This is a genomic window from Kribbella italica (assembly GCF_014205135.1).
Taxonomy (GTDB): Bacteria; Actinomycetota; Actinomycetes; order Propionibacteriales; family Kribbellaceae; genus Kribbella; species Kribbella italica.
The window spans coordinates 5,478,303-5,504,711 of the sequence record NZ_JACHMY010000001.1; the positions used below are offsets into that span (position 1 = coordinate 5,478,303).

At 70.2% G+C, this 26,409-nt stretch carries 10 protein-coding genes; 3 read left to right on the plus strand and 7 right to left on the minus strand.

Annotated features, from left to right (window positions below; all coding sequences use genetic code 11):
• The first annotated feature begins 155 nt into the window (after window positions 1–155).
• Window positions 156–1,523, plus strand: a complete 1,368-nt coding sequence (locus HDA39_RS25555; RefSeq protein ID WP_184799172.1) for a lytic transglycosylase domain-containing protein — start codon at window positions 156–158, stop codon at window positions 1,521–1,523.
• A gap of 126 nt (window positions 1,524–1,649) precedes the next feature.
• Here the strand turns inward: HDA39_RS25555 and HDA39_RS25560 are convergent, their stop codons facing one another.
• A complete protein-coding gene (locus tag HDA39_RS25560) occupies window positions 1,650–5,330 on the minus strand; it encodes a S8 family serine peptidase (protein WP_184799173.1) in 3,681 nt (1,226 codons plus the stop codon).
• Window positions 5,331–5,571: 241 nt separating this feature from the next.
• Window positions 5,572–6,534, minus strand: coding sequence for an LLM class F420-dependent oxidoreductase (locus HDA39_RS25565; protein ID WP_184799176.1), 963 nt, complete (start codon window positions 6,532–6,534; stop codon window positions 5,572–5,574).
• 127 nt (window positions 6,535–6,661) lie between these two features.
• Here HDA39_RS25565 and HDA39_RS25570 point away from each other — a divergent pair, with 127 nt between their 5' ends.
• The gene (locus HDA39_RS25570; protein WP_184799178.1) at window positions 6,662–7,405 is read left to right on the plus strand and encodes a hypothetical protein; all 744 of its coding nucleotides are present in this window, start codon (window positions 6,662–6,664) and stop codon (window positions 7,403–7,405) included.
• Here HDA39_RS25570 and HDA39_RS25575 read toward each other — a convergent pair.
• Genes HDA39_RS25575 through HDA39_RS25585 form a run of 3 tightly spaced genes read right to left on the minus strand, consistent with a single transcriptional unit; the run spans window position 7,350 to window position 19,742 of the window.
• Window positions 7,350–8,294 carry an NAD-dependent epimerase/dehydratase family protein gene (locus HDA39_RS25575; protein WP_184799180.1) on the minus strand — a complete coding sequence of 315 codons (945 nt, stop codon included), beginning with the start codon at window positions 8,292–8,294 and terminating at the stop codon, window positions 7,350–7,352. The genes HDA39_RS25570 and HDA39_RS25575 overlap by 56 nt on opposite strands.
• Before the next feature lie 23 nt (window positions 8,295–8,317).
• Window positions 8,318–18,574: a non-ribosomal peptide synthetase/type I polyketide synthase gene (locus HDA39_RS25580; RefSeq protein WP_184799182.1), complete on the minus strand. Its 10,257-nt coding sequence runs from the start codon at window positions 18,572–18,574 to the stop codon at window positions 8,318–8,320.
• Window positions 18,522–19,742 (minus strand): MFS transporter, encoded by a 1,221-nt coding sequence (locus HDA39_RS25585; RefSeq protein WP_184799184.1) that lies wholly within the window; start codon window positions 19,740–19,742, stop codon window positions 18,522–18,524. Before HDA39_RS25585 ends, HDA39_RS25580 begins: the two co-directional genes overlap by 53 nt.
• A 234-nt stretch (window positions 19,743–19,976) precedes the next feature.
• On the opposite strand from HDA39_RS25585, the gene HDA39_RS25590 reads away from it, so the two are divergent.
• Complete coding sequence (locus HDA39_RS25590) at window positions 19,977–23,159, plus strand: glycoside hydrolase family 3 N-terminal domain-containing protein (RefSeq protein WP_184799186.1); 3,183 nt, start codon at window positions 19,977–19,979, stop codon at window positions 23,157–23,159.
• A gap of 40 nt (window positions 23,160–23,199) precedes the next feature.
• Here HDA39_RS25590 and HDA39_RS25595 read toward each other — a convergent pair whose 3' ends face one another.
• Both HDA39_RS25595 and HDA39_RS25600 read right to left on the minus strand, forming a co-directional pair.
• Entirely contained in the window at window positions 23,200–25,350 is a 2,151-nt protein-coding gene (locus HDA39_RS25595) for an MMPL family transporter (RefSeq protein WP_184799188.1), read from the minus strand.
• Window positions 25,351–25,483: 133 nt separating this feature from the next.
• Window positions 25,484–26,404 carry a GlxA family transcriptional regulator gene (locus HDA39_RS25600; protein WP_184799190.1) on the minus strand — a complete coding sequence of 307 codons (921 nt, stop codon included), beginning with the start codon at window positions 26,402–26,404 and terminating at the stop codon, window positions 25,484–25,486.
• Window positions 26,405–26,409: the final 5 nt, after the last annotated feature.

Genomic DNA, 26,409 nt, shown 5'->3' on the forward strand with positions numbered 1-26,409 from the left:
GCATGTGCACAGTCGACGCCCGTTGCGTAACCCACGCACGGGACAGGCGTTAGACGAAGTGAACGCGGTAAACGGGGCCGACGAAGAGAACCGAACAAGTGAGGCCGTCGCAGCGTGGGGCGGGGCATCTCGATGAGTCACGGAGGGGATCATCGATGGCGAAGGGCAAGCGCCGCGCCACTGCGGGCGGGTGGCGTCAGGTGGCGCCGCTGGTTCCGCTGGCGCTGTTCGCGAGCGCGTTCACCGTCAGTGCGACCGACGACCCGGCGGTCGCGACCGCCGCGCTGGAGCAGGGCCTCGGCCCGAACGTTCCGGTCGTCGTACCGAAGCAACCGATCAGCGACCCGGCCAACGTGCCGGTCAACGGCTCGGTCGGCAACGGCGTGGACAAGACCGAGGAACCGACCCAGGTGGTCTCCGGGCTCTCCCGCAACGGAATCCCGACGGCCGCGCTGAAGGCGTACTCGCGGGCCCAGCAGGTGCTCGCGCAGGCCGACCCGACGTGTCACCTGCCGTGGACGCTGGTGGCCGCGATCGGCCGGGTCGAGTCCAACCACGGCCGCTTCGGCGGCAACTCGCTGAGCACCAACGGGGTCGCGACCCCGGGTATCTACGGCCCGCGCCTCGACGGCGTGACCACGGCCCGGATCAGCGACTCCGACGCCGGCCGGCTCGACGGCGACGGCGCGTTCGACCGTGCGGTCGGGCCGATGCAGTTCATCCCGGCCACCTGGCAGGCGATGGGCGTCGACGGTGACGGCGACGGGGTGAAGAACCCGCAGGACATCGACGACGCGGCGATGTCGACCGGGGTCTACCTGTGCTCCGGCGGGGTCGACCTGACCCGGGCCGGCGACCTGAACCAGGCCGTCCTGCGCTACAACCACTCCCAGGCGTACGTCGATCTCGTGGTCAGCATCGCCAAGGCGTACGCCGGCGGCAGCTGGATCGTGGTCGGCAACGGCACCGAGGACGACGACCAGGGCGTGGTTCGGGCCGACGGCAAGACCGGTGACGACGCCATCGACGCCCCGGCCGACCAGGACCTGCCGAAGGCGATCGACCTGCCGGTCTACCCGCCGGGCAAGCCGGGCAGTACGACGAAGCCGACGCCCGAGGACGGCGGTCAGGACAAGCCGACCACCAAGCCGACGCCGGGCAGGCCGACCGGCAAGCCCACCCCGGGCAAGCCCACCACCAAGCCGACTCCCGGCAAGCCGACTCCGACGAAGCCGAGCACGCCGCCGCCGAGCACCCCGAACGGCGTGGCCACGCTGCAGACCGCGGCCGGCCTGGTCGTCGGGACCGTCGGCAGCACGCTCACCGAGCTGACCAAGGCCACGCAGTACTGCCAGAGCGAGATGTCCAAGGTCACCATCAAGAACCCGACGCAGGCCCAGCTGCAGAAGTGCGTGACCGCCTTCCAGACCGGTGGCACCGCCGCGGTCGACCAGGTGATCCGCAACCTGCTGTCCCTGCTCGGACTGCTCGGCGTCCTCGGTGGAGGACTGCTCGGCAGCTGACCACCCCCTAGACGGCGCGCCGCCCCCACCCCTCCCTTGGCGCGCCCCCGGCGACGCCACGAAGCACCTCCCCCCCAGCTTCGTGGCGTCGCCCTTTTTCTGGTCAAGCGCTTACTTGAGACTTCCTCACTTTGCCGCCCAGGGGGTGCCGATGGTCTGGGTGAGCTTGTTGCCCAGCAGATCCGTCGAGGTGACCCGGAGCTTCGCGACCTGACCGGACGGCACCGTGGTGACGACCTTGCCGCTGAGGCCGCTCGGCCACAGCCGCAGCGACTGCCAGCGCTTGCCGTCCACGCTGACCTCGGCCGTCGTCCGGAAGAAGCCGAGGCCGCGGGCTCCCGGCTGGTAGCCGGGCTTCAGCTCCAGCTGGCGGCCGGACAGCTTGTAGTCGACCTGGACCAGCGGCAGCACCTCGCGCCCCTTCGCCTGCCCCGACCGGAAGCGCCACTCGGTCTGCGTCGCCGTCGACGTCTTCGCCCAGCTGTTCGGGTCCCGGCGTACGTCGAGACTCAGCTCGTACCAGGCGCTCTTCGCCGGTACGGCGAACTGCGCGACCGACCAGTCCTTCCGTCCGATCTCCTTCCCACCACTGGTGAGCTTCAGCAGGGTCTCGTCGCCCCGCATGTCGCTCCAGCCGTAGATCGTCCGGTCGCCGTTCACGTGCTGCGGGATCGCGATCCGCAGCGCGTTCTCGAACCGCGCCACCGGCAGCCCGTCGATCTCGCTCCCGGTCGCATCCGGGATCGCCGGGCGCGCGATCGGCGCCCACACCTCGCGGGTCAGCCGCTCGTTCGGCCGGTAGCTCCGGGCCACGGTGTACTCGAAGCCCGACTCGTTCCACTCCCCGGCCGACGTCTTCTCGTCCCAGGTCGTGCCCGGTGCGTCGGACGCCAGATAGTCGGTCCGGGTCACCGGGCCGGCCACCAGCCGGGTCGATCCCAGGGCGGCAGTCACCCCGGGGAGGTGGGCCGAGCGCTGGTCGACGTGCAGGACGTTGGCATCCACCCGGGCGAAGTCGGTGGTGACGACGGCCGGACGCAGCTTGGCGAAGTCGTAGGTGACCGGGGCCTTGACCTGCTGCGGGCCGACCACGAGGTCGTAGCGGTAGGTGCTGTCCTTCAGACCGGTCAGCTTGACCTGCACCGGACGCTGCTCGAGGAGCTGCAGCAGCCGCGCGCCCTCCTCCTGCCGGAACAGGTAGAACGGCATCCCGAGCTCCCACACGCTGTCGGCCCAGAAGCCCGGCAGCTCGTTGTACATGAAGACCGCCTTCGCGCCGGCGTCCTTAGCCGCCTGGACCTGCGGTGTCGTGTGGAGGAAGTCCACGTAGCGGATCAGCGCGATCTTGCCGCGGGCGTCCTTCAGGTCCTCCGGCCGCCCGTCGCCGGCGTCGACCAGCGAGAGCGTCTCCGTGCCGACGAACCCGTCGACCTCGGCGCCGCTGCGCGGGCTCGGAAGGCGGAAGCCACCGGCGCCGAGGACGTCGGCGGTCAGCCTCGGCTGCGCCAGGTCCCAGCGCTGGACCGCGCGGGCCGAACCGTCCTGCACCTTGCCGAAGTCACCGACGTACACGCGGCCACTGACTTCCCGGTCGTAGCCGAACCCGGACACGGCCTCGCGCTCACCGGTCCTGCGGTGCCAGGCGATGCCGAGATTCTCCAGCTCGGCGCGCTGCGGCGTCTTCACGGTCACCGGATGTGCCGTCCGGGCATCGAAGACGAACGTCCGGTCGCCGCTGATCTTCACCTCCGGCGCACCGAGCAGGGCGACGCTCTCGACCCAGTCGGCCTCGTCGGCGCCCATCACGTACACCATCACGGCGTACCGGCCGGTCGGCACACTCAGCGTGCGCTGCCCGTTGCCGTCGAAGATGATGCCGTTGACGTCGCCGGTGTCGAGATTCCACAGCTGGACGCCACTGTTCGCCACCGAGGTCGGCCGCGCGGGCTTGCCGTCCCGGCCGATGCCCTTCACCGTCACCTGGTGCAGCCGCCCACCGGCGGCGAAGCCCAGGCCGGTCCGGTACGACGTACTGCCGGCCCGGGCCACCAGCTCACCCGCATACTTCGCCGGCCCGGTCTTCCCCAGATCGAGCCGAACCGTCGCCGAGGCAGACCCGCCGGCCGGAACCACCAATCGTCTCGGTGTGACCGCAAGAGCTGCGCTCACACCGGCCGGCGACTTGGCCTCGACCGACAGCTCCAGCGTCACCGGCTTCGTGGAGTTGTTGCTGTAGACAACCTTTCGGTCGACCGGCGCCGGCGCGGTGCCGGTCCACGAGACATCACCGAAGTACACGTTCGCCGTGTCGGCCAGGATCTTCGGGTCCAGCGCCCGCGGAATGTCGATCCGGCCAAGGCCCTGCGCCGACGTCGCCGTGCCCTTGGCCGGGACCGCCGTCGTCGCCAGCGCGGCCTTCAGCTGCGGTCCGGTCCAGTCCGGGTGCCGCTGCGCCAGGATCGCCGCGGCACCGGCGACGTGCGGCGTCGCCATCGACGTACCACTCATCGCCGTGTAGTACTGGTCGAGCACGTGGCCCTGGTCGGTCCCGGCCGCGCGCGCCGCCACGATCTCGACGCCCGGCGCGGTCACCTCGGGCTTGAGCGCGCCGTCACCGAGGCGCGGTCCGCGGCTGGAGAACGGCGCGAGCTTGTCGTCGCGGTCCACCGCGCCGACCGTCAACGCGGCCGCGGCCACTCCCGGCGTACCGACCGACTCCTCCATCCCGGCGTTGCCCGCGGCAACGACGAACAGCGCGCCGCTGGACTTCGACAACCGGTCGACGGCCGCGCTCATCGGGTCGGTGCCGTCGCTCGGCTGACCGCCGAGGCTCATGCTGACCACTTTGGCGCCCTGCTGGACGGCCCACTCCATCCCGGCGATCGCCTCGGAGTCGAGCCCGCTGCCGCTGTTGTCGAGGACCTTGCCGATCAGGAGGTCGGCGCCCGGGGCGACACCCTTGCGCTTGCCGCCGAACGCCGTACCGAGTCCGGCGACGGTCGAGGCGACGTGCGTCCCGTGACCGTGACCGTCCTGGACCGACTGCTCAGGGATGAAGCTGGCCTCGCCGACGACCTGCTTCTTCAGATCGGGGTGGGCGGCGTCGTACCCGGTGTCCAGGACGGCGACCTTGACCCCGCGTCCGTCGTACGACGAACGCCAGGCGGCCGGCGCGCCGATCTGCTGGGTCGAGCGGTCGAGCGTCGCGTGCGTGCGGCCGTCGAGCCAGAGTTTGCCGACGCCGCTGGCGCTGCTCAGGGTCCGGTTGCCCGCGATGCCCTGCCAGAACTTCTTGGCCTCGGACTTGTCGACCGAGACCGCGGTGGCGCCGACGCTCGCCAGCGTCATCCGCTGGGTGCTGCCCTCGGGGGCGGCCGGGGCGCTGGGCCCGCTGAGCAGGACGGGGAGCTTGGCGGTGCTCGCGTCGTCGTACCGCTGCTCAGCGAGCAGGCTCAGGTTGAAGAGGCGGCGATCCACCTGGCCGGCGGTGAACAGCGCGTACGCCGAGGCCGGGACGACGGTGGTCTCACCGTCGAAGTTGCCGAAGTAGTAGTTGGAGCCGTCGACCAGCCGGCCCGACTGGCTGCCGTCGGCGGAGGTGGTCAGCTCGGCGACGTCACCGGTGACCAGGGTGATCCGGTGCGTCGAGGCCCCTGGTGTCGCGGAACCGGTGGCGCCGGTGCTGGGAGGGGTCCCGGCGCCACCGGTGAACTGTGGACCTGCCTGCGCCTGGATCGGTACGGCGGCCGCCAGTGTTCCGACGATCACCGAGCTGAGCAGGCAGGTCGCGCGTCGTGACCACCGCATCATGGGCTCCTCACCGGGGCCCGACGGGCGCGGGGCCACCGTTGGCGAGCCTCGCAGTTGCCTTCGGCCACGGTCCATCGGTTCTGCTGACGGGTACCCGCCATGACTGGTTCCGGTCAGTGGGGGCCGGGCGGCCCAACGGGTTCCGGCCGTTCGGTTGGGTCGTCGTCCGGGTTGTTCCGCGGGCAGAACGCAGCGGCCCGGATCCCTGGGTGGGATCCGGGCCGCTGTTCGCCGTGGATCAGGCGAAACGCTTCGCCACCCGCTCGACGCGGTCGACCAGGTCCAGGTCGTAGGCGACACCGGGGACGTAGAAGATCACGTAGTCGGCGCCGGCCTCGAGGGCGGCCTCGACCTTGAGCGCGATCTCGTCCTCGGTCGCGATCGTGTTGTCCTTGCTGAACTTGTCCCAGTTCTGCGGGCCGCGTGCCTTCTCGGTCGCCTTCTTCGGGTCGTCGCCGGCGTCGATCGGGAACACGTTCAGGCCGGTCGACTTGGTGATCTCGTCGTAGTCGCGGCCGACCTTCTCGCAGTGGCCGCGCAGGATCGCGGCCTTCTCCTTGATCACCTCGGGGTTGCCGCCGCCGATGTTCGCGGCGTCGGCGTACTGGGCGACCAGCTTCAGCGTGACTTGCGGGCCACCGCCGCCGATCCAGAACCGCGGGCGGGTGTTGTTCGCGCCCTTCGGCAGGTTGATCGGGGCGTCGATCGAGTAGTGCTTGCCGTCGTAGACCGGCTTGTCCTCGGTCCACATCTTCCAGATGATCTCGGTGGCCTCCCGGAACGCGGCCATCCGCGGCTTCACGTCGGTCCACTCGTAGCCGTAGGCCTTCCACTCGTGCTCGTACCAGCCCGCGCCGATCCCGGCGTACAGGCGGCCGTGGCTGGCGACGTCGACGGTGGACGCGATCTTCGCGTAGAGCGCGGGGTTGCGGTAGCCGTTGCAGCCGACCATCTGGCCGATGTTCACGCGTTTGGTGTCGCGGGCCAGCGCGGCGGTCGCCGACCAGCACTCGAAGGTCGTGTTGTCACTCGGCTCCGGCACCGTGTGGAAGTGGTCGAACAACCAGATCGAGTCCCAGGATCCCTCGTCGGCCCGCTTGGCGACGTTCGTCATCGCCTCCCACTGCTCGACCGGGTCGGCGATCTCGGTCAGATCCATCTTCCAGCCCTGCGGAACAAAAATCCCGAAACGTGAAGTCATACCCCCATCCTTTCCCGGCCCACTGAACCGGTCCACCACCTGACGGACGGGATTCCTTCTCAGTTCCAGCACCACGGCTTCTCAATCAGCCCGAACCCAGGGCTTCCAGGCGACGTCGTACGAGATCGTGAACAAGTTCGACCAGCTCTTCGCCGCGGCCCAGCCGCTCATCACCACCGGCCACCACGGCGTGGACACCCCACCCGTCGAGAACGGCGACCGCTGGCCCGTCAGCACCGTCTTCCGCCTCGACCCAGCTGATCCTGTCGCCGAACGCCTCGACGACCTGACCCGCGAGGCCGCCGCGATCGCCGGTCCCGGCCACTTCCAAACCGGCCAACTGGGCTCCGCCCATCTCACCGTCCGGGCCCTCGAGCGCTACCGCGAGCTCGTCCCACCCGACGACCCCGCCCTCCTGCGCTACACCGAGGCCCTCCGCACCGCCGCCGCGCAGATCCCGCCGACGACCTTCGCCCTCACTGGCCTGATCCTCACCCGGGGCACCGTGATGGTCTGCGCGCACCCGCTCGACGACCACGCCGACCACCTGCAGAAGCTGTACGCCGCCACCCTGGGCCCCGACGGCTGGCTGGAAGGCAACGAGCCACGCGACATCTGGTACGTGAACCTCATCCACTTCGCCGGCCCCCTCCCGACCCCCACCACCCTGATCGACTGGGTCACCACCCGCCGCAACCTCCCGATCGGCGAACTCACCGTCGACACCACCGAACTGGTCCGCTTCCGCCACACCCCGGGGCTTCGCCCGTACTTGCGTCCCGAGACCTTGACCACCGTCCCCATCGGCCCGGCCGTCAACCACCGTCCGGCGAATCCCCGGACCGGCCCGCCTCCAGCGCGTCGGCGATGATCTGGTCGAGTCCCGAACGGCGGGCGGACCATCCGGTGGCCTGCTGGAACGCCGTGGAGTCGGCGGTCAGCTCCGGTGGTTCGGCGGCGGCGACCTGATGCCGGACGGTCAGCGGCCTGCCCGTCAGCCGCTCGGTGGTCGCGATGACGTCGACGATGCTCGTCCGGCGGCCGCTGCCGACGTTGTACGGCTGCCACGTGCCCGGCTCGCACACCCCGACCGCGGCCAGGAACGCGTCCGCCATGTCGAGCACGTGGACGTAGTCGCGGACCGTCGTACCGTCGCCGTTGACGACCAGTTCCGGTGCCCGGCCCTGCGCCACCGCGACGACCTTGGGGATCAGCCTCGACTCGTCCCGGTCGGGATGGCCCGGAAGACCGCCGGCGACGTTGAAGGATCGCAGGCTGACCGCTCCGATCGCGCCCGTCGCCGCCAGGTCCGCCGCCGCACGATCGGCGGCGAGCTTTCCGGCGCCGTACGGGGTGCTGGGCTCGGGGCGCGCATCCTCCCGGATCGGCTGTCGCGCGGGTTCGCCGTACACCGCGCAGGTCGACGCGAGGATCACCTTCGACGGCGTTCTCGTCTCGGCCAGCGCGTCGAGCAGAGCCAACGTTCCGCCGACGTTGGTCCGCCAGTACTTCACCGGATCGGTCCGGGACTCGCGAACCCGCACGACCGCGGCCAGGTGGCACACCACCTCGGGCTCGATCTGTGCCACCGTCTTCCGGACCGAGATCTCATCGAGCAGGTCGCCGTCGACCCGCTCGACACCGACCGGCAGCCCGGACGCACGACGGGTCAGGCCGTGGACCTCATGACCGACCTCGGCGAAGCGACGGGCCACGGCGTACCCGACGAATCCGGACGCACCGGTGACCAGGACTCTCACCCGCCGATGATCTCAGGCGGTGGTTACTGGTTGGTGAGGGTGGCGACAAGCGCGGCTGCCCATGTGGCGATGGTGGTGGGGGTGAAGAGGTCGGTGGCGTACTCGATGTCGAGGGTGAAGGACTCGTCGGTGAGGGTGAAGACGACGTAGAGCTCCGTCCGGGCGTGGCCCGGGACGTTCAGGCCTTGGGTCTGGAACTCGCCCGACGGCAGGGTCAGCGTCGCGGGTGGCGTGGTGATGACGGTGAACAGGACGGCTGGGTACGGCGACGTCGTCTGGTCCGGGAACGCTGTGCGGACGACCTCTGAGAGAGGTAGCGCCTCGTGGTCGAGGGCGGCGTACAGGGCTTCGGCTGTTTCGGTGAGCAGGTCCGGGGCGTCGAGCCGGACTCTGACCAGGACGGCTTCGCCGAGGTAGCCGATGACGCCGTCGTGCTCCGGGCGGCTGCGGCGGGCGCTGGAGGCGGGCAGGACCACCTCGTCGTCCCCGGAGATTCCGCCCAGCCAGCGGGCGAAAGCGGCGGCGATGACGACGTACGGCGTGGTGCCGGCCTGGGCTGCTCTTGTTCTGAGGTGGGCGGCCAGTTCGTGGGGGAGGGTGACGTGGTGGGTTGCTCCTTCGCCTGACAGGGCGGCGGGGCGGGAGTGGTCGAGCGGGAGGTTCGGCCGGAGCGTTGCACCGGCCAGTGTGGTGCGCCAGAACGTCTCCAGGCGGGTCCTGGTCTCCCCGGTGAGAGTGTCGCGCTCCCAGCGGGCGTAGTCGGTGAACTGGGCGGTCGCCGGGGCTAGCTCGTCGCCGGCGTACAGGGCGCTCAGCTCCTGCCAGAACAGACGTGACGACCAGCCGTCGTAGACGAGGTGGTGGACGACGACCACCAGCACCCAGCGATCCGCCGACACCCGGCCGATACGGACTCGCCAGAGCGGCGCTTGTTCGGGATCCATCGCCGGCTGCGCGGCGGCGACGCACCAGGCCTGAATCTGCTCCTCGTCGTCGGGCAGGTCGTGGACCGGCAACGCGATGGGAACGGTCGCCAGCACCATCTGCTGGTCGTCGAAAACCCTTGTTCGTAAGGCGGTGTGGCGATCGGTCAGGGCTTGCAGGGCCGTTCGGAGTCTTTCCGGGTCGAGGTCCCCGGTCACGTCGACCCGGGTGATGCCGTTGTAGACCGTCGCGTCGGTGCGCGCCCGGTGCCGACCAAGCGCCCGTCGCTGCGCGAAGGTCAACGGCCCGGCTTCCTCCGACCGCACAACCGCCTCCTCGCGCGGCGACGGTTCCACTCCGGCTCTGGCGACGGCGCGCAGGGTCGGTTCGCGGAAGAACTCGGTCAAGGTCAGCTCGGCTCCGGTCGTCTCCCGTACGCCGTTGAGCAGTCGTACGGCGAGCAGCGAGTGCCCACCGAGCGCGAAGAACGAGTCGTCGACCCCCACGGCGTCCACCCCGAGCACCTCGCACCACACCGCATGCAGCGCGTGCTCCGTCGGCGTACTCGGTGCCGCACTCCCCCGCGGCCGGTCCGGAGCCGGCAGCGCGGCCCGGTCCAGTTTGCCGGTACTTGCCAACGGCAACCGATCGAGCCGGACCCATCGCCGGGGCACCAAGTACTGCGGCAGGCGCGCCGACAGGTGCTCGGTCAGTTCCGCGAAGCCGACCGGCCCGACGATGTACCCGACCAGTTCACCGTCCATCGCGAGGACCGCGGCATCCGTCACCAGCGCGTGGTCGAGCACCGCCGCGCGGATCTCACCGGGCTCGATCCGGGCACCCCGGATCTTCACCTGGTCGTCGCGGCGACCGTGAAACTCCAGCGCACCGTCGGCCCGCCAGCGCCCGAGGTCGCCGGTGGCGTAGCTGTCCGGCGCGAAGAAGGCGGCCGCGGTCTCCGCGGGCCGGTTCAGGTACCCGTCCGTCACACAGTTGCCCTCGGCACAGATCTCGCCGACGGCACCGACCGGCACGGGGCGCCGGTCGCCGTCCAGCAGCCGAAGCCGTACGCCGGGGATCGGCCGGCCGATCGGCGGTGCGGTCTCGCCGGTCCCGCTGCGATGCTCGGTCACCCCGACCGAGGCTTCGGTCGGCCCGTACCCGTTGTAGAGAACGCAGTCCGGATGGGCGGCGAGGAACTCGTGATCCGTCGCGGTCGGCGTGGTCGCCTCGCCGGCGGCGTAGATCTCCCGCAGCGACGGCAACGACGGCTTGGCCGCGAGCAGCGAGTGCACCGCACTGAAGGGCATCACGATCCGCTGCACCTGGTACTTGTCGATCGTCGCGGCCAGCACCTCCACGTCGTACCGGGTCGCGTCCTCGATCAGGACGAGCGCCTGTCCCGCCGCCAGCGCCGTGAAGATCTCGTGCAGGCTGCTGTCGAACTGCGGTGAGGCCCACTGCAGCGTGGTCGTTCCCGGGTGCTTGGCGACGTACTGGAGCACATGGTTGACCGTGCCGCGATGCGGGACCAGGACTCCCTTCGGAGTGCCGGTCGAGCCGGAGGTGTAGATGCAGTAGGCCAGGTCGTGGGCGGTGACGCCGGTCACCGGCCGGTCCGAGGTGCCGTCCAGCCGGTCGATGCGCAGTTGGTCGCCGAGCTCCGGCATTCCCTCGGCCGTCACCACAACGACGGCTCCCGCGTCGTCCACGAGGAAGCGCAAACGCTCCGTGGGCACGGCCGGATCGAGGGGCAGGAACGCCGCACCAGACTTCAGTACGCCGAGCAGCGCCGCGATCTGGCCCGGTCCTCGCGGCAGACAGATCGCCACGAGCTGCCCGGGGCGGACACCGCGGTTGAGCAGCTCCGCCGCGATCCGGTTGGCCTGTTGCTCGAGCTCGGCGTACGTCGAATCGCCGTACGCGCCGGTGATCGCGATCGCTTCCGGCTGACGGTCTGCCTGCTGCTCGAACAGTTCGTGCAGGCAGATCGTCGGGGCTTCGCCCGACTCGCCCTCGAGCTGGGCGAGCAACCGCCGGTCGCCGGCGGTGAGCACGGCCAGGTCCGTGATCGGCACCGCAGGTCCGGTGGTGGCCAGGTCGAGGGTGGTCTCGAAGTAGTCGAGCAGGCGCCTGACCGTCGTCTCGTCGTACAGGTCGGTGTCGTACTCGACGACGCACTTGATCCCGCCGGCCTGGTAGGTCAGGTAGAGCACGAGGTCGAGCGGGGCGCGTTCGCTCGGCAGGTCGAGCAGGGTCGCCGCCACCGTCGGCGGTGCGAACGAGACCTGCTCGCTGCCGCTCTCGAACTCGACGGCGACCCCGAACAGCGGGTTGCGGCCCGCCGAGCGGTCGGGATTGAGGGCCGCGACGATGTCCTCGAACGGCAGGTCGCGGTGGTCGACAGCATCCATGAGGGCGAGTCCGAGGTCGCGGGTGAAGGCCGCGAACTGGCCGTTCGCCGGGAGTTGGACCCGCAGCGGGAGGGTGTCGACGAACATGCCGATCGAGTCGGCGGCGTGCTTGCCGCGACCAGAGACCCCGGTGCCGAGGACGAAGTCGCTCTGACCGCTGAACCGCGCCAGTACGACGGACAGGCCGGCCAGCAGCGTACTGAAAACGGTGACACCGGTCCGGCCGGAGAACGTGGTGACCTGCTCGGTCAACCGGCGATCCAGATCGTGGGTCGCCGATCGGCCTTGTCCACTGCGCTTTCGCGGCCGCAGCCGATCGCTCGGCAACTGCAGCTCCGGCGCACCGGCCAGGTGCTCGACCCAGAAGTCCACGTCAGTGCTCTGGGGGCTCGTGACGGTCAGGCCGTCGACGGCGGGCGGGAGATCGGGATCCTGGGGCCAGCTCCGATAGAAGGCGCCCAGGTCGCGCGCCAGGACCGGGGTCGAGGGCGAGTCGAAGACGATGTGGTGGGCCACCAGCAGGAGTACGTGGTGGTCCTCGGCGAGCCGCACCAGCTGCGCGCGTACCAGCGGCCCGGCGGCCGGATCGAGGTCCCCCAGCCTGACGTCGCGCAGCACGCTCTCGAGGTCGTTGCCCTCGGCCACCGGGCACTCGATGGTCACCTCCTCGGCCACGAACGCTCGCGGCTCCCCGTCGACCTCCCGGAAGGTCGTCCGCAGGGCCGGATGCCGATCGACCACCTTCTGCAGCGCGCCGTGCAAGGCGATCGGGTCCAGCGGTCCGTGCAGCTCGATCGCCTTCGGCTCGTGGTACGTGTTGGCCCCTGGGTTCAGCTGCTCCAGAAACCAGATCCGCCGCTCGGGCGGGGTCAGCGCGCGGCCCGGATCGTCCGCCACCGGCTTGGCGCCGTACTCCTCGCGCAGCGCGTCGACGGCGGTCAGGCTCTCCATCACCTGCTCGGGCGAGAGCCCGAAGTCGACGAAGCAGGCGACCTCGTTCGCGCCGGCGGCGAGCAGGGCGTCGACGATCGGCCGCGAGCTGTCGGCGGTGCCGATCAGAGCGCGGGACTCGCAGTACCGCTGATAGGCCTGTCCGAGCAGGAAGTCGACGTCGTCGTCCGGAGTCTTGTCGAGGTCGATCTGGAAGCCGAGGCTGTTGGTGACCTGGCCGAACAGCGACAACGACGAGCGGAGGTAGTCGCAGAACGGCTGGTACGCCGCTTCGCGGGCCGCGTCGAGGTCGTCGCCGAGGTAGGTGTGCACCAGGACGACGACCCGGCCGGCCTCGGGGTCGAGACCGTGCTCGGCGCGGGTCGCCCGGTAGAGCGCGATGTTGGCCGCCAGGTCCTCGACCGACTGCGCCATCAGGTTGGTGACCACGCCGATGTCGTTGCGTGCGGCAAGTTTGTACGACTCGGGGTTGCCGACCACCGCGGCGTACAAGGGCGGCTCGTCCTGCAGCGGGCTCGGGTGCAGTCGAACCTCGGTCAGTTCGCCGTTGCCGGCGGTCGCGGTGATCGCTCCTCCGGCCCACAGCTTGCGGACGGTGTCCAGGTGCTCGTACATCTGCTCGCGGTGCTTGCCGTAGCTGTCCGGCGCGAACACGAAGTCGCGCGCGTGCCAGCCGCTGGCGACGCAGATACCGGCCCGGCCGCCGGACAGGTTGTCCACGACCGACCACTCCTCGGCGACCCGGATCGGGTGGTGCAGCGGGAGCACCACCGATCCGGCGTGCAGCCTGATCCGCTGGGTCCTGGTGGCCAGCGCCGCGGCCAGGACGGACGGGTTGGGGAACAGGGCGCCGAACGAGTGGAAGTGCCGCTCCGGCAGCCAGACGGCGTGGAAGCCGCGCTCGTCGGCGAACTCGGTGGCGCGCAGGATCAGCCCGTACTTGTCGTGCGCGGCGGCATCGGGGTAGTCGCCGAAGAAGTACAAGCTGAAGTCGCACGCACCGCGCGTCGCCGCGACCGGCGACGACGCCACCGCCGTCGACCACTTCGTGGCCGGAGCCGGAGCGGGGGTCAGAGCGAGTGCAGCAGCCGGGGCCGCCGCAGGCGCGAGGGCAGGGGACGGCGTGAGAGCGGGGGCCGGCGCAGGGGCTGGTGCGGGGGCGAGGGCAGCAGCCGCTGGTGACCCGTCGAGTAGCGCGGTGAGTTTGGCCGGAGTATCGGCATCACTGAAGAGGCGCCGAACTGGAACAGCCACACCGAACACCTCGTCCAGCTCGCCGACCAGGCGCATCAGCGACAGCGAGTCCGCGCCGAGACTCAGAAAGGTCGAGTCCGCCGGGACCTCGGCCGGCGCCATGCCCAGCGACGGCGCCACCAACTCCTTGACGCGATCCAGCACAGCCACCCCCTCGACCAGAACCGGCTTCGCAGCCGCGACCTGGACCGGCTCCGGGCGCTGCGCCGACCCACCGTCATACCGGCGTCGAACGAGTGGGTGACCGGGAAGCGGAATGCGGCGCCCGGCAGACACCATCGACCAGTCGACGTCGCTGCCGCCGCCGTACAAGGCCGCCAACGCCTGCGCGAACTGCTCGTCCGATTCCTTGCGCTGACTGGCGACCCACGTGCTGCCCGGCAACGCGCGCCGCCCGAACGCCGACAGGACAGCGTCCGGCCCCACCTCGAGGAACCGGCTCCCTCCCCGCTCACCGACCGCTCCCACCACCAGGTCGAAGCGCACTGCCCGCCGCGCATGATCGACCAGGTACCGACCATCCACAGCAGTCAGCAACGCCCCATCCACCCCACCGAAAACCGGCAGCCGCGGCGCGCCGAACGACACCCCGTCCGCCCAAGCCCGCAACTCGTCCAGCATCGGCTCGACCATCGCCGAGTGAAACGCGCGATCCACTCCCATCCGCCGCCAGGTCAGCCCGGCCACATCCAGTACGCCGGTCGCCCGCGCCATCGCGTCCTCCGCCCCCGACAGCACCACCCGGTCGCGACCGTTGACCGCAGCAACTTCCACTCCGGACTCGGCAGCGATCCGCTCGGCCAGGGCGAGATCCGCCGCGACGGCGACCATCACCCCTGGCTGCACTCCGGCGTACATCAGTTCACCCCGCCGGGCCGTCAGCGAAGCGCCGTCCACCAGCGACAGCACGCCTGCCGCATACATCGCGGCGTATTCGCCGACGCTGTGCCCGACGACGAAGTCGGGGACGACCCCGAGCGATCGCCAGACCTCCGTCCACGCGGCCTGGTTCGCGAACAGCGCGACCTGCGCGTGTTCGCCGTCGGCTTCCAGCACCGGGACGCCCAGCGCACGTTCGATCTCGTCGAACACTCGCCGGGCCGGGTCGAACCTCCGGTACAACCAGTCGGACATCCCCGGATAGGTACTCCCCTGCCCGGTATAGGCAAACGTGAGCGGTCCGCTGCCCGTCTGCTCCGGCTGCTTGGCCAGGGCCTCGGCCAGGTCCGCCGCATCGGCACCGACCACCGCGCGGCGATGCGTGTAGTGGCGTCGCCCGCGCGCCATGGTCGTCGCGACATCGACGGCCGCCAGCTCAGGACGGTCCAGGAGATGCGATCGCAGGGAGTCGCTCAGCTCCGCCAGCGCCTCGGCGGACTTCGCCGACACCGGAACCACCACGGCCTCGACCGGCTCCGCGCTCGCGGCGACCAGCGGAGGTTGTTCGAGGACGAGGTGCGCATTCGTTCCACCGACGCCAAGGGCACTGACACCAGCACGCCGTACGCCGGCCGTCCACGGACCGGCGGCCGTGGTCAGCTCGAAAGGACTGTCGTCGATCCGCAACTCGGGGTGCGGCTGCTGCAGGTTGAGAGTCGGCACCAACCGGCCGTGCTGGAGCATCAGGATCGTCTTGATCAGCCCGGCCATTCCCGCACACGAGTCCAGGTGCCCGACGTTGGCCTTGACCGAGCCGAGCGCACACTTGGCCGTCCGCCCTGCCGTCCCGAACACTCGCGACAGCGCCTCGAACTCCACCGGGTCGCCGAGCGCGGTGCCGGTCCCGTGCGCTTCGACGTACGAGATCGTCTCCGGCCCGACACCTGCCCGGTCCAGGGCCCGGCTGACGACGTCGACCTGGCCGGAGACGCTCGGCGCGGTGAAGCCCACCTTGCTGGTGCCGTCGTTGTTGACCGCGCTTCCGAGGATCACGGCGTGCACAGTGTCGCCGTCGGCCAGCGCACGATCGAGCCGCTTCAGCAGTACGGCGGCGACGCCGTTGCCGCCGACCGTCCCGTCCGCCGCGGCGTCGAACGGCCGGCAGCGGCCGGTCGGCGACAAGATCGACCCGGGCACGTGCCGGTACCCGGCCTCCTGCGGCAACCGGACCGCCGCGGCGCCGGCGATCGCGAGATCGGCATCCGAGTCGAGCAACGCCTGGACGGCGAGATGAACCGCGACCAGGGACGTCGAGCACGCCGTCTGAACACCGATCGCGGGACCGGTCAGCCCAAGCCGGTACGCCGCCCGTGTGGCGAGGAAGTCCGCCGTGGCACCGATCGTCGCCTGCATCGCCGTCGGGACGTCGGTCACCGGCGCACCGACGAGCTGGTCCTGATGACCGTACAGGTTCATCCCCGTTCCGGCGTACACGCCGATCCGGAGGCCGGGGTCGGCAGACGCGTACCCGCCGTGCTCCAGCACCTCGTGCGCCACTTCCAGGAACTGCCGGTGCGCCGCGTCGGTCAGCGCCGCCTCCTTCGGCGACAACCCGAAGAACTCCCCGTCGAAGCACTCCGCGTCCTCGAGCACCCCACCCACGCCCACCTGATCCGGCCCACCGGCCACATCGAAGGTGGACACGCTGTCCACTCCGGCCGTCAGGTTCGCCCAGTACTCCGCCACCGTCCGCGCCCCCGGGAACCGAGCAGCCATCCCCACCACAGCGACCCGCCGATCCACGGCTCCCACCTCGAACCCCACGGCCTTCGCCTCACCGCCCGCGGCCCTCACCTCAACCCGCGGCGACTCCTGCGTGACCGCCTCACCCGTGTCCGGCCGCAGGTTCGCTTCGGCGCCGAGGTGGCTGACGAGCCAGTTCGTCAGCGCGTTCGCCGTCGGGTGCTCGAACGGCACCGTCGCCGGTACGTCGATCCCGAAGTGCCCGGCCAGCTGCGCCCGCAGGCGAGCGATCGTGATCGAGGTCAGCCCCAGCTCGTAGAACGGCATGTCACCCACCACTGGCCGCCCGACCAGCTCCCCCACCACCCGACGCACCACCACGCCGACCCCCGCCGCAGACGGAGCTTCCCCCTCAGCCGGATCCCCCGCGGACCGGACGTCCGTCGCGCTGTAGCGACCAGCCTCGTGCAGCCTGCGGAGTTCCGTACGGCGAACCTTCCCGCTCGCCGTCCGCGGAAACTCTCCAGCCGGCACCCGGACAACTTCACCAGCGGTCAGCCGCAGCCGCCGAAACAGCGCAGCGCGGATGGCCGGCACCACGTCGTCCGACAGACCAGAGTCCTCGAAGAAGACGACCAGATCCTCGGTCCCAGTCGCCGAGTTAGGTACCCCGCAGACACCAACTCCCCGCAAGCTGAGCCCTTCGACCCCACCGACGACTTCCTCGATCTCGTGGCAGAAGAGCGTGTGCCCGTTGAGCACCACCGTGTCGCCTTCCCGGCCGGTGACGACGACCTGGCCCGCGGCGACGAACGCCAGGTCCCCGGTGCGCAACCACTCGCCATCGGGCAGCGCGGCCGCGGTCGCCGACGGGTTGTTCACGTACCCGGCGGTGACCCGCGCGGACTTGAGCTGCAGCCGTCCGATCCGCAGCTCGGGCAGCACCTGGTCATCCGCGTCGACGATGCGGGCCGTGGCCCCGGGAGCCGGCGGGCCGACCGCGACGAACGTCGTACAGTCCGCGTCCGGAACCGATGGTTCGGCGACAACCAGCTCACCGCTCACCGAGGACTTGAGTACGCGGACCACTCCGCCGTCCGAGGTCAAGCTGCCGATCGTGATCGCGGTGACCGTCTCGGCCATCCCCCACGCCGGCCGGAAACTCTCCCGATCGAGTCCCGCGCGCGCCGTGGCGGCGAAGAACCGGTCGACCACCGGCAGCACGATCTGCTCGCCGCCGGACACCAACGAGCGAACACCGCCGAGGTCCAGTACGAGGTCGGGCCGGGCCGCCAGCGCCTCGGCCGAGAGCTGCAGCCCGAACGTCGGGGACCAGGCGTGCGCGACGCCGTACTGGGCTGCTTTCTCCAACCACAGCAGGGGATTCGCAAGAACGTCGGCCGTCGGCAAGTGCACATTGGTCGACCCGGTGAACACCGGCAGGACGTGGTACAGCAACAGGGCTCCGCTGTGGTCGACCGGCAGCCAGTTGAGCATCGTCTCCCCCGGCCGCACGTCCAGCAGCCGCCGCGAACCGGCGGCGAACTCGGCCAGACCGCGATGGGTGAGCGCCGCAGCCTTCGGCGCGCCGGTACTGCCCGACGAGAGCATCAGCAGCGCGACCTCGCCCGGACCGGGTCGGTGCAGCTCGTCGGCAGGTGGCAGTGGGAGGAGATCCTCGACCACGGCGAGGAGGAAGCCGTCACCGTCCAGTACGGCGGCTCCGGCGCGGTCCGTCAGCACGATCGGTGCGTCGAGCAGGTCCCACGTGTGCCGGAGACGATCCATGACCGGGGATCCGGGCGAGACCTGCTCACCGACCACCGCCGGCTGGATGCCCCCGAGCAGGCACGCCCAGAACGCCGGGAAGAAGTCGTCCAAGGACAGGCCCTGCACGATCACCCGATCCCCGCTGGACGCCCCCGCGGCACGGAGTCCGGTCAGGATCCGCCGCGCCCGGTCGAGCAGGTCCGGATAGGTGAGCAGCCCCGCGGGGGTCCGGACGCCCGCGGCCGGGAAGTCCGCGGCGGCCCGGACCAGGGCCGCGACCGCGTCGGCCGGGTCATCCCCGGTCAGGGTCAGCTGGGGACCGTGCGTGAGCGACGAGTTCGCCATCGGGTGTTCTCCTCCTCGAGAGCAACAGAAAGACCAGTACGCCGGCCACCGCGACCCCGTGCAGACCACCGACCACCACCAGCACCGGCAGGACGTCGAGCAGTCCGGCGCTGAGCACCATCCCGCCGCCGAACGCCGAGGTCTCGACGCTCGCGGACAGGCCGAACAGACGGGTCCGTCGCTCGGCCGGCAGCGTCTGCAGCGTCGAGACGTAGCCGATCTCCGAGACGCCGTCCGCGATTCCCGCGAGCAGCGAGACAGCGATCAGCCAGCCCGCGGGCAGACCCGTGAACGCCAGTACGAAGGCCGCCGACATCACACAGGTCGCCACGGCGAAGAGGCGGTGGTCGACCGTCTTCACCAGCCGGGACACGAGTTGGTGCGCGCACAGACTGCCGATCGCCCAGGCCGTCATGAACTGGGTCATCACCGCGGCCGGGTTCGCCGGCGCCGTCTCGGTCGCGAAGATCGGCAACGCCACGTTGTGCCCCGCCGACGCGAGCGCGTCTAGTCCCCGGACCACCACCATGCCCAGCACCAGCAACGGCACGAGTCGCCAGACCGCCCTGATCCGTTGGCCGCCTTCGTCCGCCACCGGCTCTGCCTGATCGGGCCAGGTGACGAACGACAAGGCCAGCGCCGACACCAGGAAGGACCCGCCGTTCAGCAGGAACGCGGCGTCGTACCCGCCGAGGTCGATCACCAGGCCGGCCGACCCGAACCCCAGCACGGTCGCCAACGACCGCGCTGTCACCAGCCGGCCGTTCGCCCGTCCGCGCTCGTCCTCGCCGACCAGGTCCGGCACGCCACTGCGCAGTACGACGACCAGCGTCGTGTTTCCCACCCCGAGCACCACGGCGACCAGCAGCAGCATCGGCAGACTCGGCAGAACGACCAGCGCCACCATCGCCGCCGCTTGCACCAGATCCAGGCCGACCAGCAGCGGCCGCCGCCCGAACCGGCCGAGCACCCGCCCCGATCCCAGCCCGGCGACGAACCCGGCGCCCAGCCGGACGGCCATCACGATGCCGGTCGCCCACGAGCTGCCGGTCAGGTGGTAGCTGAACAGTCCCAGCGCGATGAGATTCAGGTAGTTCCCGTACGACGAAACCGCGTAGCCGGTCAGCAGCAGCCGGAATCCTCGCGAGCTCCCTGGGGCCCCGCCCATCGGTCGGTCCCTCCCGTCGCCGGCTCCTTGGCCAATGCCAGGTAGCTTAGGGAGCTTTTCTACCGAGCCCAAGGAATACCGGAGAGTCGTTCACCTGACGCCCTGGTCCGAGGCGGTGCCGTGAGAGCGCTCTAGTTCCGGAACCGGTGGGCTCTTGACCCGGAGAGTGGAAGGACTGAGCATCGGCCCCGACACGGGTGCGTGGCACCTGTGCGGACAGTCAGGGAGTCGCCAATGCCCAGGTGGCCAGGAATTCGTCGTCGGCGTCGCACGGTCGGGGTGACGGTTCTCGCGGTGGTCGCGGGACTGTTGCCGTTGGGAGTGGCGTCGCAGGCGGCCGCGGATGACCCGGTACCCACGGTGCTGGCGGCCTTCGAGGGAGCCGAGCCGTTCGCCGCGCCGCCCGGCCCGGGCATCTTCGGGTTCGGCAGCGATGCCGACGACTCACCGACGATGCAGCTGCAGGACCGGGACGACGCCCCGGCCGGGGACAAAGTGCTGCACGGGTCCTACGACATCAGCGGGTACGGCGGGTTCAGCCACAACATCACCTTCGACCAGAACCCGGGCAACTGGTCGGCGTACAAGGGCATCCGGTTCTGGTGGTACGGGCAGAACACCGCGCCGCTGCCGCCGGGATCGGGCAAGCGGATCTTCTTCGAGATCAAGGACGGCGGCGCGAACGCCGAGGCGTCGGAGCTGTGGAACACCAGCTTCACCGACGACTGGCAGGGCTGGCACCTGGTCGAGATCCCGTTCAGTGACCTGGCCTACCGCGGTGACTACCAGCCGGTCGGCGGGATCGACCAGATACTCAACCTGACCCAGATGTGGGGTTACGCGTTCACGATGCCGGTCGGGACTCCTGGTGAGTTCGCGATCGACCAGATCGAGATCTACGGCAAGGCCGACCCGGCGCTCAAGGCGAGCGTGGTCACCGACGCCGGCGTCTACCCGGTCAAGGAGGGCGGCACCGCGGCGGTCAAGATCGGGCTGACCACCACCGGCGGCGTCCCTCTGGAGGAGCCGGTCACGGTCGACTACCGCAGCGGCACCGGTACGGCGGGAGCAGACGACTACGCCCCGGTCTCCGGCGCGTTCACCTTCCCGGTCGGTACGCCGTCCGGTACGTCGCACACCGTGCAGGTGGCGACCCGCAAGGACCGGTCGGCCGAGGCCGCCGAGACGATCCCGGTCGAGCTGACCGTCACCGGCGCGAAGGCGCCCGCGACCCAGCCGGTCGTCGTGATCAACGCGCACGACCTGCCGTACCTGAACGCCAAGCTTCCGGTGAAGACGCGGGTCAACGACCTGCTGAAGCGGATGACGCTGGCCGAGAAGGTCGGACAGATGACCCAGGCCGAGCGGAACGCGGTCCGGACCAAGTCCGACATCGCGACGTACGCGCTCGGTTCGTTGCTGTCCGGCGGCGGCTCGGTGCCGACCCCGAACACCCCGGCCTCGTGGGCCGCGATGATCGACAGCTTCCAGCTGAACGCGCAGGCCACCCGCCTGCAGATCCCGCTGATCTACGGCGTCGACGCGGTGCACGGGCACAACAACGTGATCGGCGCGACGATCCTGCCGCACAACATCGGCCTCGGCGCCACCCGCGACCCGGATCTGTCCCGGCGGACCGGTGAGGTCGCCGCGACCGAGGTCCGTGCGACCGGCATCCCGTGGGACTTCGCACCGTGCGTCTGCGTGGTGCGCGACGACCGCTGGGGCCGTTCGTACGAGGGCTTCGGCGAGGACCCGGCGCTGGTCAAGGCGATGGCGACCGTGATCACCGGCATGCAGGGCAAGGCCGACGGCAGCCAGCTGAAGCAGAACAACCACGTGCTCGCGAGCGCGAAGCACTACGTCGGCGACGGCGGTACGACGTACGGGTCGTCGACGACCGGCTCGTACACGATCGACCAAGGCGTCACCGAGGTGACCAAGCAGCAGCTCGAGGCGATCCACCTCGACCCGTTCAAGACGTCGGTCGACCTGGGCGTCGGGACCGTGATGCCGTCGTACTCGAGTGTCGACATCATCGGCGACGACAAGCCCGCGGTGAAGATGCACGGCAACGCCGAGCTGATCAACGGCGTGCTGAAGGACCGGATGGGCTTCGACGGCTTCGTGATCTCGGACTGGCAGGCGATCGACCAGCTGCCGGGCGACTACAACAGCGACATCCGGACGTCGATCAACGCCGGGCTGGACATGATCATGGTGCCGACCCGGTACCAGGAGTTCACCCAGGGCCTGACCACCGAGGTCACCGAGGGCCGCGTTGCGCAGTCCCGCGTGGACGACGCGGTGCGCCGGATCCTGGAGCAGAAGTTCAAGCTCGGCCTGTTCGAGAAGCCGTACTCCGACACCAGCAAGCTGGCGGAGATCGGTGGCGCGAAGCACCGGGCGGTCGGCCGTGAGGCGGCGGCCAAGTCGCAGGTGCTGCTGAAGAACGACGGCAACGTGCTGCCGCTCAAGTCGAGCGCGAAGGTCTACGTTGCCGGCAGCAACGCGAACGACCTGGGCAACCAGCTCGGCGGCTGGAGTATCAGCTGGCAGGGCGGCTCCGGTGCGACCACGACCGGTACGACGATCCTCGACGGCATCAAGCAGAACGTGCCGACGGCAACCTTCAGCCAGGACGCGTCGGCTCCGCTCGAAGGCCACGACGTCGGTGTCGTGGTGGTCGGCGAACGCCCGTACGCCGAAGGAATCGGTGACGTCGGCAACGGTCACGACCTGCTGCTCAGCGACGCCGACAAGGCCGCGGTCGACAAGGTGTGCGCGGCGATGAAGTGCGCGGTCCTCGTCGTCTCCGGCCGCCCGCAGGTGGTCGCGGACCAGCTGGGCGAGATCGACGCGCTGGTCGCGTCGTGGCTGCCCGGTACCGAGGGCGCCGGCGTCGCGGACGTGCTGTTCGGCAAGAAGCCGTTCAGCGGGCGGCTCCCGGTGACCTGGCCGAAGGCGGAGACGCAGCAGCCGATCAACGTCGGCGACGCGTCGTACGACCCGCAGTACCCGTACGGATGGGGTCTGACGACGCAGGCGGCGGCGCGGCAGAAGTTGCTGGACGCGAAGATCTCCCTGCTGCGCAAGGGTTTGCTGGACCCGAACGTGCTGATCGCGGCGATCTCGATCGACGTGGCGCTGCACGTGAAGGACTGGTCCGGGCCGCAGGCGACGACCGCGCTGGCCGCGCTCACCGCGGCCGGCAAGGCGCTGCAGCGCAGCCGGGTCGACGGGTTCGCCGAGGACGACGCGGTCGTCGCGGCGGCCCGCTGGATCGCGCAGGACGAGATCGGGCAGAACCTGGACGCTGCGGTGTCCAAGCTCACCGCGGACGCCGAGCACCTGGCGCTGACCGGTGATCTCGGTGGTGCGATCGCCAAGCTTGCGGCGGCGTACAAGCTGAAGTAGGACAAGAAAGTGGGGCCCGGCTCGCGCCGGGCCCCACTTCTCAGACGGCGACCAACTCGCGTTCTGGTTCCGCTGTTGCTACTGGCAACTTGTTGGGCCACCAGGCCTTCCGGCCCAGCAGGACCAGGATGGCCGGCAGCATCACGATCCGGACCAGCGTGGCATCGACCAGGACCGCGACCGCCAGGCCGACGCCCATCTGCTTCATCTCGATCATGCCGAGCGTCGCGAAGAGCGCGAACACCGAGACCATCACCGCGGCCGCACTCGTCACCACACCGGCCGACTCGGTGATTCCGCGGCGAACCGCCTCGGCCGGGGCGAGCCCGTCCTGCACGGCTTCGCGGATCCGGCCGAGCACGAACACGTGGTAGTCCATCGACAGCCCGATCAGGATCACGAACAGGAACAGCGGGATCCACGAGATGACGAACCCGGGTGAGGTGAAGTCGAGCAGACCCTCGGCCCAGGTGTGCTGGAAGACCAGCGACAGCGCCCCGAAGCAGACCGCGACCGAGGCCAGGTTGAGCAGCGTCGTGACGATCGCGATCGCCGGGCTGCGGAAGGTGAACAGCATCATCAGCAGCGTCAGACCGAGCACGAACGCGATCACGTACGGCAGCTTGTCGCGCTGGTTCGCGCCGTAGTCGACGCCGCTCGCGGTCTCACCGCCGACCGCCCAGGTTGCTCCCGGCATCGTGTCGAACGCCTGCGGCACGAGCGTGTCCCGCAGTTGGTTGAGCGCGACCTTCGCGTCCTCGCTGGTGTCCGGCAGGACCGAGACCAGGGTCAGTACGGCGGTGTCGCCCGCAGTCCGGACGGCCTGGCCGGGCGGGACGACGAACTGCTTGCTCGCGACCGCTTCACGTTGCAGGGTGGCCAGGGCCTCGACGGGCGCCTTGCCGTCGGCCTTCGCCACGACGTCGTACGCCATGCCCTCGGACGGGAAGTTCGCCTGCAGCTGCTGCATCGTCTTCACCTCGGGGATGCTGTCCGGCAGCGTGTTCAGGCCACCCGGGTCGGTCTTCAGGCCGAGCGCCGGTACGGCGAGCGCGACCACCGCGACGGCCGACAGCAGCAGCGCGACCTTCGGGAAGCGCAGGACCGGAGCGACCAGGCGACGGCTGATGCCGCCGGGACCGATCCGCCGGTTGAGCCGCCAGACGAGCGGGACGCGGGGACGGTCGACGCGGTGACCGAGCTTGGCCAGCAGGGCGGGCAGGACGGTGAGCGAACCGAGCACCGCGACCGCGACGACGACGATGGTGGCGGTGGCCATCGAGGAGAAGACCGGGTCCTGGGCGACGTACAGGCCGGCCATCGAGACGATGACGGCGAGACCGGAGACAACCACCGAGTGTCCCGACGTGGCCGCGGCGATCTCGACGGCGTCGACCGTGCTGTGGCCGCGACGGCGTTCCTCGCGTTCGCGCTTGAGGTAGAACAGGGAGTAGTCGACGCCGACCGCCATGCCGATCAGCAGCACGACGTTGGCGACCGAGCCGCCGTCGGGGAACAGGTAGGACAGCGGCGCGTAGAAGCCGAGCGCCGCGCCGACGGCCGAGAACGCCAGCAGGACAGGGATTCCGGCCGCGATCAGGGCGCCGAAGACGAGCAGCATCAACGCGAAGGTGATCGGCAGGCTGAGCTTCTCGGCCTTGGCCAGGTCGCTGCCGACCTGCTTCCAGATCCCGGCGTCGAGAGACGCGCCACCGGTCTGCTGGATGCTCAGGCCCTGGTTGTTCTGCTGTACGTCGGCGGTGGCGGCGACGAGTTTCTCGACGTTGTCCGCGGCGTCGTCGGCACTGCCCTTCAGCTCGATCGGGAGCAGGGCCGCCTTGCCGTTCTCGGCCCAGACGGGCTCGCCGACTCCTGCGACCGAGTCGAGCGCGGTCAGCTTCTGCTTCAGCTGCGTCAGAGCGGTGGTCGCCTCGGTGCGGTTGAGCGGCCCATCAGGGTCGGTGACCAGAACGGTCTCACTCGGCTTGCCGTCGAGACCGGCCTGCTGAATCAGCTCCGCGGCCTGGCCGGACTGCCCGACCCAGGTGTCGGCGGCCTTCGTCGTCTGCTTCGGAACCATCACGGACAACCCGACCGCGACGGCGACGAGGATCAGCCACAAGCCGATCGCCCGCCAAGGATGGGTAGCACTCCACCGCGCGGCCCGCACGGTCACGGATCCCCTGCTCATATTGCTGCCCTCTCGCCAACCCCGCCCGGGCTCTCTGCCCGCTTACCAAGAGACTGTCGGCAAAAGGCAGGGTTCTCAGGAGACGCAACTCCCCAAGGGGGGTAGAGGAAAGTCCACCCCGGAGTACAGGGAGTCAGGCCGTGGCGGCGGGGGTGCGGGAGCGGAGGCGGCGGAGCATTCTGGGGTCTTCGAAGCCGACTACCCTCGACGCCGATTCGACGGTGGTGCCGTGGGCTATCAGGTGTTCGGCTCGTTCCAGTCTCAGGAGTTGCTGGTAGCGGAGCGGGGTGAGGCCCGTGGCGGCGGTGAAGACTCGGGTGAGGGTGCGTTCGCTGACGCCGGCGGCGCGGGCGAGGTCGGCCAGCGGCAGGCGGTCGGCGTACCGGCTGTCGATGACGTCCTGGACGCGGTGGGCGAGATCGCTGAGGTGACCGCGGTGCCGCAGCATCGCGCTCTCCTGCAGCTCGTCGCCGTTGCGGCGGGCGTAGACGACCATCTCGCGCGCGATCCGCGCCGCGGCGACCGCGCCGTGCTCGACGGCGACCAGGTGCAGCGCGAGGTCGATCCCGCTCGCGATCCCCGCCGACGTGATCACCCGCTCGTCCATCACGTACAGGACGTCGCGCACGATGTTCGCCTTCGGGTACCGCGCCGCGAGCTCCTCGGTCAGGTCGTGGTGCGTCGTGTACCGCCGCCCGTCGAGCAGCCCGGCGGCACCGAGCGCGTCGGCTCCCGAGCAGACACTCGCCACCGACCCACCCGACGCATGATGCGTCCGCAGCACCTGCTTGGACCGCGCCGAGATCGGCGGCCACGGCGACAACCGCGGCGACCGCCATCCCGGTACGACGATCAGGTCGTCCCGCCCGAGCTCCGGCCACGCCAACGAGGCCTTGACCGGCACCCCCTGCGCCGTCGACACCTCCTCGGTCTCCGCCACGTAGTACAGCTGATAGCCGTACCCGAGGTCGGCGGCAGTGGAGAAGACCTGCGCCGGCCCGGCGAGATCGAGCAGGTGCAGCCGTGGGACCAGGAAGAAGACGACCTTGCGCATGATCC